The following is a 12299-nucleotide window of genomic DNA, read 5'->3' on the forward strand; positions in this document are numbered from 1 at the left end:
TAGACTTACGCCTCATTTCAATGAGAGCAGGGTCGATGCCAGCTGCCTTTCCCCCCGATTCTGTTGGTCTGGTAACGCCGCAAGTGGCGCACTTCAGCGAGCCGCTGGCCTTGGCCTGTGGTCGTTCGCTCCCGGCCTATGACCTGATTTACGAAACCTACGGCACGCTGAACGCCACGGCGAGCAACGCCGTGCTGATCTGCCACGCCTTGTCCGGTCACCACCATGCCGCCGGCTACCACAGCACCGACGACCGCAAGCCCGGTTGGTGGGACAGCTGCATCGGTCCCGGCAAGCCGATCGACACCAGCAAGTTCTTCGTGGTCAGCCTGAACAACCTCGGCGGCTGCAACGGTTCCACCGGCCCCAGCAGCATAAATCCGGAGACCGGCAAGCCGTTCGGCGCCGACTTCCCGGTCTTGACCGTCGAAGATTGGGTGCACAGCCAGGCGCGCCTGGCCGATCGACTCGGCATCGCCCAGTTCGCGGCCGTGATCGGCGGCAGCCTCGGCGGCATGCAGGCGATGCAATGGAGCATCACCTACCCTGACCGCATCCGTCACTGCCTGGCCATCGCCTCGGCACCCAAGCTGTCGGCGCAGAACATCGCCTTCAACGAAGTGGCGCGCCAGGCGATCCTCACCGACCCCGAGTTCCACGGCGGTTCGTTCCAGGAACACAACGTGATCCCCAAGCGCGGCCTGATGCTGGCGCGGATGGTCGGGCACATCACCTACCTGTCCGACGACTCCATGGGTGAAAAATTCGGCCGCGGGCTCAAGAGCGAGAAGCTCAACTACGACTTCCACAGCGTCGAGTTCCAGGTTGAAAGCTACCTGCGTTATCAGGGTGAAGAGTTCTCCGGGCGCTTCGATGCCAACACGTACCTGTTGATGACCAAAGCGCTCGACTACTTCGATCCGGCGGCGAACTTCGACGATAACCTGGCAAAAACCTTTGAAGGTGCCAAAGCCAAGTTCTGCGTGATGTCGTTCACCACCGACTGGCGCTTCTCCCCTGCCCGCTCGCGGGAACTGGTGGACGCGCTGATGGCCGCGCGCAAGGACGTCTGCTACCTCGAGATCGACGCACCGCAAGGCCACGACGCCTTCCTGATTCCGATCCCGCGCTACCTGCAGGCATTCGGCAATTACATGAACCGCATTACGTTGTGAGAAAGCCATGAGAGCTGATCTGGAAATCATCCAGGAATGGATCCCCGCCGGCAGCCGCGTGCTTGACCTCGGCTGCGGCGATGGCGAACTGCTGACTTGGCTGCGCGACAACAAGCAAGTCACCGGCTATGGCCTGGAAAACGACGCCGACAACATTGCCGAATGCGTGGCCAAGGGCATCAACGTCATCGAACAGGACCTGGACAAGGGCCTGGGCAACTTTGCCAGCAACAGCTTCGATATCGTGGTCATGACCCAGGCGCTGCAAGCGGTGCACTACCCGGACAAGATCCTCGACGAAATGCTGCGGGTCGGCCGCCAGTGCATCATCACCTTCCCGAATTTCGGGCACTGGCGCTGCCGCTGGTACCTTGCGAGCAAGGGCCGGATGCCGGTTTCTGAATTCCTTCCTTACACTTGGTACAACACGCCGAACATCCACTTCTGTACCTTCGCGGACTTTGAAGCCTTGTGTCGCGAACGTGAAGCGAAGGTCATTGATCGGCTTGCCGTGGATCAACAGCATCGGCACGGGTGGGCCAGTAAGCTATGGCCTAATCTGTTAGGTGAGATCGGAATCTACCGCGTCAGCAGTCCGGGACTTTCCGACCACAAGGTCGCGGTCTGATCCACCCTATTTCAAGGAGAACGATCATGGGTCGTCTAGCGTTGCTTCTAATCACTGCCTGCCTGAGCGTCACCACCATGGCCGCCGACGCCATCAAGAGCGAACGCCAGGAAACCTTCGGTGACGTGACGGTGCATTACAACACCTTCAACTCCACCTACCTGCTACCGGACGTTGCCAAAGCCGCCCAACTGACGCGCGCCAAGGACCAGGGCGTGATCAACATTTCGGTGATCAAGGCCGGCACGCCGATGATGGCCGAGGTCAGCGGCACCGTTAAAGACCTGACCAGCCAAAGCTACACACTGAACTTCAAACAAGTCACCGAGCAGGGAGCGATCTACTACATCGCCCAATACCCGGTACCCCAGCAGGAAATCCGCACCTTCGACATCAAGGTGCAGACCGGCGACAAAATCAACACCATCAATTTCAACCAAGAGCTCTTCCCCGGCCAATGACCAACTTCACGCAACTCGTATTGGCCAGCCATAACGCCGGCAAACTCAAGGAACTCCAGGCCATGCTCGGCGAATCGGTGCAACTGCGCTCGATCGGCGAGTTCAGCAGCGTCGAGCCTGAAGAAACCGGTCTGTCGTTCGTCGAGAACGCCATCCTCAAGGCCCGCAATGCCGCGCGTATTTCCGGCCTGCCGGCGCTGGCCGACGATTCCGGGCTGGCCGTGGACTTCCTCGGCGGTGCGCCAGGTATCTACTCGGCGCGTTATGCCGACGGCAAGGGTGATGCGGCGAACAACGCCAAGCTGCTCGACGTGTTGAAAGACGTGCCTGAAGCCGAACGTGGCGCACAGTTCGTGTGCGTGCTGGCGCTGGTGCGTCACGCTGACGATCCGCTGCCGATCCTCTGCGAAGGTTTGTGGCACGGGCGCATCCTGACCCAGGCCAGCGGCGATCACGGTTTTGGCTACGACCCGCTGTTCTGGGTACCGGAGCGCGATTGCTCCAGCGCCGAGCTGGGCCCGGGCGACAAGAATCAGATCAGCCACCGCGCCCGTGCAATGGATCTGCTGCGCCAGCGTCTGGGCTTGAAATGACCCGTGAATCATCCGCGTCGCCGCTGATCTTCGGCGGCGACGCTCAATCGCCTCGAGCGACCCTGCCTGTGCTGCCGCCACTGGCGCTGTATATCCACATCCCGTGGTGCGTGCGCAAATGCCCTTACTGCGACTTCAACTCCCACACCGCCAGCCCTGTGCTGCCGGAAGAAGAGTACGTCGACGCCTTGCTGGCCGACCTCGATCAGGACCTGCACGCCGTCTATGGTCGTGAGTTGAGCTCGATTTTCTTCGGTGGCGGCACGCCGAGCCTGTTCAGTGCTGATTCGCTGGGTCGATTGCTCAAAGGCGTCGAACAACGCATCCCGTTTGCCAGCGACATCGAAATCACGCTGGAAGCAAATCCGGGGACGTTCGAGCAAGACAAGTTCGTGGCGTACCGGAAGCTGGGGATCAATCGCCTGTCGATCGGCATCCAGAGTTTCCAGCAAGAAAAGCTTGAGGCCCTGGGGCGGATTCACAACGGCGACGAAGCCGTACGCGCCGCTGGCATGGCGCGGCAGGCCGGGTTCGACAACTTCAACCTGGACTTGATGCATGGCTTGCCGAATCAGTCCCTGGACGACGCCTTGGCCGACCTGCACACAGCCATTGCCCTGAAACCGACACACCTGTCGTGGTATCAACTGACCCTGGAACCGAACACGGTGTTCTGGAACCAGCCGCCGACGCTGCCCGAAGACGATACGCTGTGGGACATCCAGGAAGCCGGGCAAGCGCTGCTGGCCGAACACGGTTACGCACAGTACGAAGTATCGGCCTATGCATTGCCCGGTCGCCCGGCGCGCCACAACCTCAATTACTGGAGTTTTGGCGACTTCATTGGCATCGGCGCCGGCGCCCATGGCAAGCTCAGCCATCCGGACGGACGCATCATTCGCACCTGGAAGACCCGCCTGCCGAAGGATTACCTGAATCCGGCAAAAAGCTTCCGGGCCGGCGAGAAAGCGCTGGGTAACGATGAAATGCCGTTCGAATTCCTGATGAACGCGCTGCGCCTGACTGAAGGCGTCGAATCGCGGCTGTACCCGGAACGTACCGGCATGACCCTGGAAAGCCTTGCCGAAGGCCGCCTTGAAGCCGAACAAAGCGGCCTGTTGCAGGTCGAACCGTCACGTCTGGTAGCCACCGCGCGCGGACAACTCTTCCTCAACGACTTGCTGCAGAAATTTCTGACATAAGGAAATCCAATGGATTTGGTACTCGACCTGCTTGCCACCGTGTCTCGCTGGAGCCGCAGCAACCTCTCGGAAATCGCCCTGGCCCTGGTGGGTTGCCTGCTGGTGCTGTTTGGTGCGGACTTCAAAGGCTGGGTCGAGCAGCGTCTGGGCAGCATCGCCGGCGCCTTGCGCGTGCCGCTGATGTCCCTGCTGTGCATGATCGGCAGCGGCGCGGCACTGATCTACGCCACACCGTGGGTCGTGCGCGGCTTGAGCCAGTTCAACAACTACAGCCTGGCACCGGTGTTACTGGTGGTGCTGGTGTTGATTGGCGTCGTGGCTGACCGCCGCTGACTTCCAGGCGTAAAAAAAACCTGTAGGAGCCGGCTTGCTGGCGATGGGGGGTCAGACACTTCAGTGTTGACTGGCACACCATCGCCAGCAAGCCGGCTCCTACAGGTTTGTACGGATCAGGACAGTTTTTCGAACTTCAAATCCCAAACCCCATGCCCAAGACGTTCGCCACGGCGTTCGAACTTGGTAATCGGCCGCTCGACCGGGCGCGGTACGCACTTGCCGTCTTCGGCGAGGTTGCGGTAACCCGGCGCAGCGTTCATCACTTCCAGCATGTACTCGGCATACGGTTCCCAGTCGGTGGCCATGTGCAGAATGCCGCCGACTTTCAACTTGCTGCGCACCAGCTCAGCGAAGGACGCCTGAACGATACGGCGCTTGTGATGACGGCTCTTGTGCCACGGATCCGGAAAAAACAGCATCAGGCGATCGAGGCTGTTATCGGCCACGCAGCGATTGAGCACTTCGATGGCATCGCAATCGTAGACTCGCAGGTTGGTCAAACCCTGGGTCAGTACGCCATTGAGCAGCGCACCGACACCCGGACGGTGAACCTCGACGCCGATGAAGTCCTGATCCGGCGCAGCCGCTGCCATTTCCAGCAGCGAATGGCCCATGCCGAAACCGATTTCCAGTGAGCGCGGTGCCGAGCGACCGAACACCTGGTCGAAATCCACCGGTGCGTCGGCCAACGGCAGCACGAACAGTGGCGTGCCCTGCTCCAGGCCCTTTTGCTGGCCTTCGGTCATGCGCCCTGCACGCATCACGAAACTCTTGATGCGGCGGTGTTGGCGCTCGTCGCCTTCTTCCGTCTGGATTGGCGTGTCGTTCGATTCAGTCATCAATGGCTCTTACTTGATCAGACCATCCAGCGGCGAAGAGGCGCTGGCATAGAGTTTTTTCGGCATGCGGCCGGCGAGATAGGCCAGGCGACCTGCGACGATCGCATGTTTCATGGCTTCAGCCATCATGACCGGCTGCTGGGCGTGGGCGATGGCCGAGTTCATCAGCACCGCATCACACCCCAGCTCCATGGCGATGGTGGCGTCGGAAGCAGTGCCGACACCGGCATCCACCAGCACGGGAATCTTGGCTTCTTCGAGGATAATCTGCAGGTTGTACGGATTGCAGATCCCCAGGCCAGAGCCGATCAGACCGGCCAGCGGCATCACCGCGATGCAGCCGATTTCCGCCAATTGACGGGCGATGATCGGATCATCACTGGTGTAGACCATCACGTCGAAGCCTTCCTTGACCAGCGTTTCGGCGGCCTTGAGGGTTTCAATCACGTTGGGAAACAGGGTTTTCTGGTCGGCCAGCACTTCCAGCTTGACCAGGTTGTGGCCGTCGAGCAGTTCACGGGCCAGGCGGCAGGTGCGCACGGCTTCGATGGCGTCGTAGCAACCGGCGGTGTTCGGCAGGAAGGTGTAACGATCCGGCGACAGCACTTCGAGCAGGTTCGGCTCGCCCTCGATCTGCCCGAGGTTGGTGCGGCGCACGGCGAACGTGACGATCTCGGCGCCCGAGGCTTCGATGGCCAGGCGGGTTTCTTCCATGTCACGGTACTTGCCGGTACCGACCAGCAAACGCGACTGGTAAGTACGACCGGCCAGGACGAAAGGCTTGTCGCTACGAACGATGCTCATGGGAAATCCTCTGTAGGGGTGAGGTACTTGCAGAATTCTGTGGCCACTGGGCCGAGGTTGCTAGCCGCCGCCGATGGCGTGCACCACTTCGACGTTGTCGCCGTCGTTGAGCGTGGTATCGGCGTGCTGACTGCGCGGGACGATATCCAGATTGAGTTCGACTGCCACCCGGCGTCCGGTCAGTTCCAGACGGGAGATCAGGGCCGCAACGGTTTCACCGTCGGGCAGTTCAAAGGATTCGCCGTTCAACTGAATGCGCATGCCGGATGCCGCCATCATTTTTAGGGGCAGGCATTCTAGCCCGATCAATCAGGCCGACCCAAGCCATTCGTCTTGAAATGGACAGACGAACCGTAGGAGCCGGCTTGCTGGCGATGCAGGCGACTCGGTCTGTCTGTTTCACCGCGTCGTCCGTATCGCCAGCAAGCCGGCTCCTACAGGTCAGGCCAATCGGTAGGCAGCGAGGCCCAGGCACAACCAGCCCACCAGAAAGGCCAGGCCACCGAACGGGGTGATGATGCCGAGTTTGCTGATGCCCGTCAGCGTCAATAGATACAGGCTGCCGGAGAACAGCAAGATACCGATGACAAACGATGCACCCGCCCAAGTCACCAGACGCCCGGGGATCTGCGTGGCCAGCAACGCGACGCCCAACAATGCCAGGGTGTGCACCAGTTGATAGGTGACGCCGGTATGGAAGATCGCCAGGTACTCGGCGCTCAAGCTGTTTTTCAGGCCGTGGGCGGCAAAGGCCCCGAGGCCGACACCGGTGAAGCCGAAAAAAGCGGCCAGCATCAGAAAGCCACGCAGCATGCAGAACTCCAGTCAGTTTCGATCCAAAGGGTCTGTATAATGGCCCGCTCAACGGGTTCGGCCAAGCCATCTCTATGCTGCGTATCTATTTCCGTCGCTTCACCAAGGCCGTGCTCTGGTTCATGGGTGGCAGCGTATTGCTGGTGCTGATCTTTCGCGTGGTGCCACCACCGGGGACGGCGTTGATGGTCGAGCGCAAGATCGAATCCTGGTTCGATGGCGAACCCATAGACCTGCAACGGACCTGGAAACCCTGGGACGAGATCTCCGATGACCTGAAAGTCGCCGTGATTGCCGGCGAAGATCAGAAATTCCCGGAGCACTGGGGCTTCGATATCGGCGCGATTCAGGCGGCATTTGCCCATAACGAGCGCGGCGGCTCGATCCGTGGCGCCAGCACCCTGAGCCAGCAGGTTTCGAAAAACCTGTTCCTGTGGTCCGGCCGCAGCTGGCTGCGCAAAGGCCTGGAGGCCTGGTTTACCGCGCTGATCGAAGTGTCCTGGCCCAAACAGCGAATTCTTGAGGTGTACCTCAACAGTGTCGAATGGGATGACGGCGTGTTTGGCGCCGAAGCGGCGGCCCGACACCACTTTGGCGTGAGCGCCAAAGGCCTCAGCCGCCAGCAGTCGAGCTTGCTCGCCGCCGTGCTGCCCAACCCGCGGGTCTGGAGCGCCAGCCATCCGACTTCCTATGTAGCGCGGCGGGCGGGGTGGATCCGGCAACAGATGAGCCAGCTGGGTGGCGACAGCTATCTGGTGGGGCTGAACGATTCGCGCCGGGCGCCTTGGGCCGAATAACACTGAAGATCCCCTGTGGGAGCGGGCTTGCTCGCGAAAGCGGTGTATCAGACAGCGTCAATGTCGACTGACAGGACGCCTTCGCGAGCAAGCCCGCTCCCACATTGGCTCTGTGGTGTACCAAGGCTCATCGAACAAACAAAAACGCCCCGATCAATGACCGGGGCGTTTTTTATTGCCTGCTCGCCGGTTAGGCGGCGATCGACAACTTGAGCTTGTTCATCGCGCTCTTCTCAAGCTGACGAATACGCTCGGCCGACACGTTGTACTTCTGCGCCAGGTCGTGCAGCGTGGCTTTTTCTTCCGCCAGCCAGCGCTGGTAGAGGATGTCACGGCTGCGGTCGTCCAGCACTTCCAGCGCTTCGTGCAGGTTGTGGTTGGAGTTGTCGCTCCAGTCTGCGTCTTCCAGTTGACGGGCCGGGTCGTACCGGTGGTCTTCCAGATAGTTGGCCGGCGACTGGAAAGCACTGTCGTCATCCGCTTCGGCAGCCGGGTCAAAAGCCATGTCATGGCCCGTCAGGCGGCTTTCCATCTCGCGCACTTCCCGAGGCTCTACACCCAGGCTTTCCGCCACACGATGGACTTCCTCGTTGTTCAACCAGGCCAGACGCTTCTTCTGGCTTCGCAGGTTGAAGAACAACTTGCGCTGGGCCTTGGTGGTCGCGACTTTCACGATGCGCCAGTTGCGCAGGATGAACTCGTGGATTTCCGCCTTGATCCAGTGCACGGCAAAGGACACCAGGCGCACGCCCATTTCCGGGTTGAAGCGCTTCACGGCCTTCATCAGGCCAACGTTGCCTTCCTGGATCAGGTCAGCCTGAGCCAGGCCGTAGCCGGAATAGCTACGGGCGATATGTACGACAAAACGCAGGTGGGCGAGCACCATCTGCCGAGCCGCCCCCAAATCCTGCTCATAATAGAGACTCTCGGCCAGTTCACGCTCCTGCTCCGGCGACAGCAATGGAATGCTGTTGACGGTGTGCACATAGGCCTCCAGGTTCGCACCCGGGACCAGAGCATATGCAGGTTGCAAAGAATTGGTCATACGAAAAAACCTCCGACTTACAAACTCGTGCAGTTCAGCACTGCGAAAATTGACCGGAAACCGAAAGACAAGTTCCCTAAAACCCAAAAACGCTGAAAGGTCAATACGAGCAAAATGATACTACTTAGGCGCAAGCTCCCTCAGGTGGCGTGCGACTGCAATCCATGCACCGATATACCCCAACAGCACCGCGCCAAGCAAGAGAGACAGACCGTCGGCAACTGGCACTCCAGCCAGCGCAAAATCACTGCCGTACAAACCAGCCAGCCCTACTACCGCGTCGTTCAGCCAATCAAGGCCGAAAGCCAGCACCCCCCAGGACAGAATCCCCGCACCGAAGCCATACAACGCACCCATATACAGAAAGGGCCTGCGTACATAGCTGTCAGTGCCGCCGACCAGTTTAATCACTTCTATCTCTGTGCGGCGGTTTTCAATATGAAGACGAATGGTATTGCCTATCACCAAAAGTAATGCAGAAACCAAAAGCACGGTCAGACCGAAGACAAATCGGTCACCCAGCTTGAGAATGGCTGCCAGACGCTCGACCCAGACTAAATCAAGTTGCGCCTGTTGTACCTTCGGCAGCTCGGATAGTTTTTGTCTTAATGCTTCAAGGGCCGGCTTGTCGACTTCGTTCGGCGTCACCAGGACCACGCCCGGCAGCGGGTTCTCCGGCAATTCCTTGAGTGCCTCGCCCAGCCCGGACTGTTGCTGGAACTCTTCCAGCGCCTGCTCGCGGCCAACGTATTCGGCATCGGCCACACCAGGCATGCCCTTGATCTGATCGCGCAGCGATTCGCCTTCGGCCGGCTTGGCCTCAAGGTCCAGATACAGGGAGATCTGTGCCGCGCGCTGCCAGGAACCACCCAAGCGTTCGACGTTACTTAGCAAAAGTGACAGGCCCATGGGCAAACTCAGGGCCACCGCCATCACCATGCAGGTGAAAAAACTGCCGATCGGCTGCTTGCCCAGGCGGCGCAGGCTGTCGACCATGCTGGCGCGATGACTTTCGATCCAGGCGCGGAACAACGTGGCAAAGTCCGGCCCGTCATCATCATCGTGTTTCTTCTTTTGCGGCTGCGGATCGGCAGCCTTCGGGGCTACGCGCTCGGAAACCTTGGGGCTACGTGTCGCACTCATACTGCCGCCTCCCCGTCACCGATCAATCGACCGCGTTGCAGCGTCAGCATGCGATGGCGCATGCGGGCAATCAGGGCCAGGTCGTGACTGGCGATCAGCACACTGGTGCCCAGGCGATTGATATCTTCGAACACACCCATGATCTCGGCGGCCAGACGCGGGTCGAGGTTACCGGTCGGTTCGTCCGCCAGCAGCAAGGCCGGGCGATGAACGATGGCGCGGGCGATGCCGACGCGCTGCTGCTGACCAGTGGACAGGTCGCCCGGATACAGATCGGTTTTATCCGACAACGCCACGCGCTCCAGTGCCGAGTCCACGCGCTTGGCGATCTCGGCCTTGGACAGCCCCAGGATCTGCAAAGGCAGCGCGACGTTGTTGAACACCGTGCGATCGAACAGCAACTGATGATTCTGGAACACCACGCCGATCTGCCGACGCAAGAAAGGAATCTGCGCGTTGCTGATGGTGCTCAAGTCTTGCCCGGCGAGCAGCAGCTTGCCGCTGGTCGGGCGCTCCATCGCCAGCAGCAGGCGCAAGAGTGTGGATTTACCGGCGCCGGAATGGCCGGTGACAAACAAGAACTCGCCACGACGGACTCGAAAGCTCAGCTCATGCAAGCCGACGTGACCGTTCGGGTAGCGCTTACCGACCTGTTCGAAACGAATCATGAACGCTCCCGCTCGGCAAACAATGCCTGGACAAAGGGTTCTGCTTCAAAGGTACGCAAATCGTCGATGCCTTCACCGACACCGATGTAGCGGATCGGCAGGCCGAATTGCTTGGCCAGGGCAAAAATCACCCCACCCTTGGCGGTGCCGTCGAGTTTGGTCAGCGCCAGGCCAGTCAGTTCGACGGTCTGGTTGAATTGCTTGGCCTGGTTGATGGCGTTCTGGCCGGTGCCGGCGTCGAGCACCAACAGCACTTCGTGAGGAGCGTCGGCGTCGAGCTTGCCAATTACGCGGCGAACCTTTTTCAGCTCTTCCATCAGGTTGTCTTTGGTGTGCAGGCGGCCGGCGGTGTCGGCGATCAGCACATCGATGCCACGGGCCTTGGCGGCCTGCACGGCGTCGAAGATCACCGAAGCCGAGTCGGCGCCAGTGTGCTGCGCGATCACCGGGATCTTGTTGCGCTCACCCCAGACCTGCAACTGCTCCACCGCCGCGGCGCGGAAGGTGTCGCCGGCGGCGAGCATGACTTTCTTGCCTTCCAGCTGCAGCTTCTTCGCCAGCTTGCCGATGGTGGTGGTCTTGCCGGCACCGTTGACGCCGACAACCAGAATCACGAACGGCTTGTTCTGCGAGGTGATTTTCAGCGGCTGCTCGACAGGCTTGAGCATGGCGGCCAGCTCGGCCTGCAGGGATTTGTACAGGGCGTCGGAGTCGGCCAGTTCTTTGCGCGCGACCTTCTGCGTCAGGCGCTGAATGATCACCGACGTGGCTTCGACACCAACGTCGGCGGTCAGCAAGCGGGTTTCGAGGTCTTCGAGCAGTTCGTCATCGATCGCCTTCTTGCCCAGGAACAGGCTGGCCATGCCTTCGCCGATACTGGCGCTGGTCTTGGACAGGCCCTGTTTGAGTCGGGCGAAGAAACCGGCTTTGGTTTCTTCGCTGCGCACAGGCTCTACCGGGGTTTCGACGGGCGCCGCGATCGATTCAGGAATCGGAGCGGGTGCAGGCGCCTGAGCAACCGGAGCAACCGGAGCAACCGGAGCAACCGGAGCAACGAATACCGGAACCTCTGGCTGGCTGACAACGGGCGCAGGCTCGGTCACGATGACCGGTTCAACAATCGGCTCAACCACTGGCGCATGAACCGGCGCCGGCGTAAACGCTGCCGGAGCCGGAATCGGTGGAGTCACGTGAGGAGCCAGGTCATTCTCGACCAATGCCACGGGCTCTTCCGCCACAGGCAGGGTCAGCCACGGCTCGGCAGCAGTGCTCAGCGGTTGCTCGAAGATTTCACTGACAGGTTCGGCAACGACTTGGGCCTGCGGTTGCAGCACCGGCTCGGCAATCGGCAGGACCACCGGCGCGGGCGCTTCTTCTATTACCGGAGCCGCGACAGGCGCTGGCTCAGGAACGGCTTGTGGCTGTTCGACGACGGTTTCCTGCGGCTTTTTGCGCAGCCATCCGAACAGGCTTTTCTTCTCGCCAGCCGCAGCTGGGGTCTTCTTGTCGTCGTTGGAACCAAACATGGAGGACGGCTATCTCACGGTAGCGACGCGCCAATGGCGCCCCGGCAAATAAATAATCGATGCAGAACAGACTGCGATTGACCCAGCTTGTTCACGCGCAACATTTTGTCGAGGAGCCAACGGCGCCTCAAAGGTCGACTAACACGAAGGACTGGAACGGCATCGTCGGCGAAAACGCAGAGTTTAGCTGACAAACTCAAAGTCTCTGCCGGTAACCCATGCAACCCACAGGCCGGTCAAAGGCCTGATAGGCGTGGCCGCCAGTAAAA

The 12299-nt window shown here is 60.4% G+C and carries 15 protein-coding genes; 7 read left to right on the plus strand and 8 right to left on the minus strand.

From position 1 onward, the window contains the following. Nucleotides 1-35 precede the first annotated feature (35 nt). The 6 genes from metX to QMK54_RS29350 are packed head-to-tail and all read left to right on the plus strand — an operon-like array spanning nucleotide 36 to nucleotide 4392. Nucleotides 36-1175, plus strand: coding sequence for a homoserine O-succinyltransferase MetX (gene metX, locus QMK54_RS29325; RefSeq protein ID WP_110659972.1), 1140 nt, complete (start codon nucleotides 36-38; stop codon nucleotides 1173-1175). A 7-nt stretch (nucleotides 1176-1182) separates the two neighbouring features. Continuing rightward, the gene (gene metW, locus QMK54_RS29330; protein ID WP_007987819.1) at nucleotides 1183-1803 is read left to right on the plus strand and encodes a methionine biosynthesis protein MetW; all 621 of its coding nucleotides are present in this window, start codon (nucleotides 1183-1185) and stop codon (nucleotides 1801-1803) included. A 26-nt stretch (nucleotides 1804-1829) separates the two neighbouring features. Beyond that, on the plus strand, nucleotides 1830-2264 hold the full coding sequence (locus tag QMK54_RS29335) for a DUF4426 domain-containing protein (RefSeq protein ID WP_110659973.1): 435 nt from the start codon (nucleotides 1830-1832) through the stop codon (nucleotides 2262-2264). Continuing rightward, nucleotides 2261-2857, plus strand: coding sequence for an RdgB/HAM1 family non-canonical purine NTP pyrophosphatase (gene rdgB / locus QMK54_RS29340; protein WP_320401727.1), 597 nt, complete (start codon nucleotides 2261-2263; stop codon nucleotides 2855-2857). Before QMK54_RS29335 ends, rdgB begins: the two co-directional genes overlap by 4 nt. Further along, complete coding sequence (gene hemW / locus QMK54_RS29345; protein WP_320401728.1) at nucleotides 2854-4059, plus strand: radical SAM family heme chaperone HemW; 1206 nt, start codon at nucleotides 2854-2856, stop codon at nucleotides 4057-4059. The genes rdgB and hemW overlap by 4 nt, the downstream gene beginning before the upstream one ends. Nucleotides 4060-4068: 9 nt before the next feature. Further along, on the plus strand, nucleotides 4069-4392 hold the full coding sequence (locus QMK54_RS29350) for a DUF3392 domain-containing protein (RefSeq protein ID WP_007987827.1): 324 nt from the start codon (nucleotides 4069-4071) through the stop codon (nucleotides 4390-4392). Between the two features lie 116 nt (nucleotides 4393-4508). Here the strand turns inward: QMK54_RS29350 and trmB are convergent, their stop codons facing one another. The 4 genes from trmB to QMK54_RS29370 all read right to left on the minus strand — a co-directional run bounded on the left by trmB (nucleotide 4509) and on the right by QMK54_RS29370 (nucleotide 6851). Continuing rightward, entirely contained in the window at nucleotides 4509-5234 is a 726-nt protein-coding gene (gene trmB, locus QMK54_RS29355) for a tRNA (guanosine(46)-N7)-methyltransferase TrmB (RefSeq protein WP_320401729.1), read from the minus strand. 9 nt (nucleotides 5235-5243) lie between these two features. Further along, nucleotides 5244-6038, minus strand: coding sequence for a thiazole synthase (locus QMK54_RS29360; RefSeq protein ID WP_007975390.1), 795 nt, complete (start codon nucleotides 6036-6038; stop codon nucleotides 5244-5246). Between the two features lie 60 nt (nucleotides 6039-6098). Continuing rightward, entirely contained in the window at nucleotides 6099-6299 is a 201-nt protein-coding gene (gene thiS / locus QMK54_RS29365) for a sulfur carrier protein ThiS (protein ID WP_320401730.1), read from the minus strand. 180 nt (nucleotides 6300-6479) lie between these two features. Continuing rightward, complete coding sequence (locus QMK54_RS29370) at nucleotides 6480-6851, minus strand: DUF423 domain-containing protein (protein ID WP_110663371.1); 372 nt, start codon at nucleotides 6849-6851, stop codon at nucleotides 6480-6482. Nucleotides 6852-6925: 74 nt separating this feature from the next. Here QMK54_RS29370 and mtgA point away from each other — a divergent pair, with 74 nt between their 5' ends. Next, nucleotides 6926-7648 (plus strand): monofunctional biosynthetic peptidoglycan transglycosylase, encoded by a 723-nt coding sequence (mtgA, locus tag QMK54_RS29375; RefSeq protein WP_320401731.1) that lies wholly within the window; start codon nucleotides 6926-6928, stop codon nucleotides 7646-7648. A 190-nt stretch (nucleotides 7649-7838) separates the two neighbouring features. Here mtgA and rpoH read toward each other — a convergent pair whose 3' ends face one another. The 4 genes from rpoH to ftsY form a co-directional block, all read right to left on the minus strand. Beyond that, nucleotides 7839-8693: an RNA polymerase sigma factor RpoH gene (gene rpoH, locus QMK54_RS29380; RefSeq protein WP_007975386.1), complete on the minus strand. Its 855-nt coding sequence runs from the start codon at nucleotides 8691-8693 to the stop codon at nucleotides 7839-7841. 120 nt (nucleotides 8694-8813) lie between these two features. Beyond that, complete coding sequence (gene ftsX / locus QMK54_RS29385; RefSeq protein ID WP_110661215.1) at nucleotides 8814-9836, minus strand: permease-like cell division protein FtsX; 1023 nt, start codon at nucleotides 9834-9836, stop codon at nucleotides 8814-8816. Beyond that, complete coding sequence (gene ftsE / locus QMK54_RS29390) at nucleotides 9833-10504, minus strand: cell division ATP-binding protein FtsE (protein ID WP_007975383.1); 672 nt, start codon at nucleotides 10502-10504, stop codon at nucleotides 9833-9835. The genes ftsX and ftsE overlap by 4 nt, the downstream gene beginning before the upstream one ends. After that, nucleotides 10501-12030 carry a signal recognition particle-docking protein FtsY gene (gene ftsY, locus QMK54_RS29395; RefSeq protein ID WP_320401732.1) on the minus strand — a complete coding sequence of 510 codons (1530 nt, stop codon included), beginning with the start codon at nucleotides 12028-12030 and terminating at the stop codon, nucleotides 10501-10503. Before ftsY ends, ftsE begins: the two co-directional genes overlap by 4 nt. Nucleotides 12031-12299 lie beyond the last annotated feature (269 nt).

Origin of the sequence: Pseudomonas sp. P5_109 (genome assembly GCF_034009455.1) — a bacterium.
Lineage (GTDB): Bacteria > Pseudomonadota > Gammaproteobacteria > Pseudomonadales > Pseudomonadaceae > Aquipseudomonas.